1 protein-coding gene is annotated in these 3,069 nt (G+C 47.8%); it reads left to right on the forward strand.

Annotated features, from left to right (window positions below; genetic code table 11):
* Nucleotides 1–3,034 (forward strand): type I secretion C-terminal target domain-containing protein (locus HSS18214_RS17640; protein WP_016913262.1); only part of this gene is annotated, 3,034 nt, incomplete at its 5' end.
* Nucleotides 3,035–3,069 lie beyond the last annotated feature (35 nt).

Consider the following 3,069-nt stretch of genomic DNA (forward strand, 5'->3'; position numbering starts at 1 on the left):
GGCTGACCGCGGCTACGGAATCGACCTCGCTCCTAGTGCTGAGGGTGGCCAGATCGTCGGTAAAGAAGACACTGCACTGGCGATTAAGTGGGATGACTTTAATATTTCAGATGATGATTCTGCTGATGAAGAGCTAGGTGTCACTATTACTCGGCTGCCTGAAGCGGGCACGCTGCAATTTAAAGACGCCGATGGGAACTGGCAGAGTGTTAGTGAAAACAGCCACTTCACCAAAGCACAAATCGATTCAGGGATGTTGCGCTTCTTGCCAGCTGAGAACGAGTCAGGCTTTGACGGTTATGGGGGTGAAGGAGTCGGTAACCAGCAGGCTGACTATGCCCACCTCTCTTTCCGCCCGACCGATGCTCGCAACGAGGGCGAAGAAGCAACACTGCAAATTGATATCAAACCCATTGCGGACGCACCGGAAATCTCCATGGTGGTAACACCTGGTGAAAAGCAGGGCGACGTAGGTAGTGAAATTATCAAAGTAAACGGTGGTAGTGGGGTTGCTGGTGGCTTTGATGTTCAAAATGGCCAGATTGTTAAGATAGGCGATGGCGTTCGTGTGTGGTTAACGGAAGGGGATAGTGTCCCTGAAATTGCCAATCCCGGCACTTCGAATGCTGGCGTTGTACAGTACTATGGTCAGGGTAATGCCAATGGTAGTGGCGATTACGCCGATATTTTTGTAGTACATTCGGGCAGCGGCTACTCGCAGGACGGAAACTGGAGAAGTTTGGATTCCGTTTCCGGGAATAGAACCCAAGCAACGAGCGGAGCGAAACAAGACTATATCTTTGTCTCCCAAGAAGAAGGGTATGATTACGGGGTTACTTGGAGTACGAATAATAATTCAGAGACTAAGGTCAATACATTAGACGGTGTTCGAGTCTCTTACTCTTCTGGTGCCCAGCAGGGATACTTGATTGGCCAGATGAGCAACAACCTCGAAGGCGTTATTTACGCAGATGGCACTACCTATACTGCCTCAAGTGACCGTACCAGCGTTGAAATCACAACAGGCGATGTATACCAACAGTACACAGTAGAGCTATCAGCTGCGCTCACTGATACGGATGGTAGTGAAATATTATCTGGCATTAAGCTTAGTGGTATACCCGCTGGCTCAACGGTTGAATTAGCAAATGCGCCACAAGGTGTAGAGCTTGTTCAAGATAACGGTGGTTGGTTAATTAGCAACCCGGATCAGGCCGATCTCAATGACATCGTATTGTCTGTGACTGTGCCTGTGGACGCTGGAGAGTTCCATCTAGAGGCTAGCGTTACATCGAAAGAGATTATTCGCGACGCGGATGGTAATCCGGTTTATGAGGACGGCCAGCTAGTTATCGTTGATAGTGCAACCAGCACTGTTACTAACGCAGTTGAACAATACAACATCATCGTCGGCTCGCCCGGTGGCGACACGATAGCTGGCACCAGTGCAAATGACATCATCATTGGTGATGTTGCAGGTCTGCAGTTAGTACCAGGTGAAAACTACAACCTAGCGTTTATGGTGGATACATCGGGCAGTATGTCGAATACCGATATCGCCAATGCTAAGGCATCATTGACTGAAGTATTCAATACACTTAAAGAGAGTGTAGGTGAGGATAACGCCGGTACGGTGAACATCTTCTTGGTAGAGTTTGATACTCAGGCAGGAAGAAGTGTTAGTGTTGATTTGTCGGATCCACAAGCACTGCCCAAGCTACAAGCAGTTTTGGATGGATTCCAGCGTGGTGGGGGCACCAACTATGAAGATGTATTTAAAACCACTGCCAACTGGTTCTATTCAGACGCTGTACAAGCCAATCCTGGTACTAACCAGACCTACTTTATTACCGATGGTTTGCCGACGTATTATCAAGCCAATGAGAGGGAGACGGTGGTTGTAGGCTCCAGAGGAAGTAATCGTTGGAACTTGACTATCGATGACATTGACTACGTTCCTGGTCAAACATACTCGATGAATATTAACGGTCAAGTTCGTGAAATTATTGACTCAAACGGAAACGTCAATCAGTGGACCTACAGCTCAGGCTTTTTGGGTTTTGGACGTGGATGGTCTAGTGAAGTTATCGGTCAGGTTAGAGCTGAGGGGGACGGCACATACGAGATTTCTGTTCTTGGTGGCAATGGCAGTAGCACCACACAAACGGTAGTCCAGAACTCAACGGAAGCGTTTGCTTTGTTAGAGGGTATGTCGTCGGTCAATGCAATTGGCTTGGGCAGCAGCCTGAATGAAAGTAGCCTTCAGGCATATGACTCTGATGGCATCGTCCAGTCGAATATCGACCCAGAGCAACTTGCAGATGCCATACTTGGGCAAAATGTCCAACTACAGTCAGGCGATGACACAATTTCCGGAGGAGAGGGCAATGATATCTTGTTTGGAGATCAGGTTACCTTCGCGGGGATAGAGGGTAACGGCTTGCCCGCTATTAAAGCTTATATTGCAGGCCAATTGGGTATCGCAGATCCAAATCAAGTTTCTGCTGAGCAGATCCATCAATACATTAGCGACAATCATGGAGAGTTTAATAACTCCACGGGAACAGGCGGTAATGATATTCTGATCGGCGGTGAGGGTGATGACATTCTGTTTGGGCAAGGAGGCAATGATACGTTGATAGGTGGTACTGGTAATGACATCATGTATGGCGGTAGTGGCGCCAATACCTTTGTATGGGAGTCGGGCGATGAAGGTTCAGAGCAGAGACCTGCTGTGGATCAGGTTATGGACTTTAATTTAGGGCAGTTTGGTGTCGACTCAGCAGCAGATCGTTTGGATATAGCGGATCTATTGCAAGGTGAAAATGCGGAAAATCTGGACCAATATATTAAAGCTGAACAACAGGGTGCAGATACCGTGCTGCACATTAAGTCTGATGGGGGGTTGGCATCAGATGGGAGCAATGCAGATCAACAGGTTGTGTTGAAAGGTGTTCAGATGCCAGAGGGTAGAAGCTCATCTGATTTCATACAGAGCATGCTAGACGACGGTCAGTTGAGAATAGATCAATAGTTTTTACGACTGAGTAGATTGAGCCCCACTTTATA

This window comes from Vreelandella stevensii S18214, assembly GCF_000275725.1.
Classification (GTDB): Bacteria; Pseudomonadota; Gammaproteobacteria; order Pseudomonadales; family Halomonadaceae; genus Vreelandella; species Vreelandella stevensii.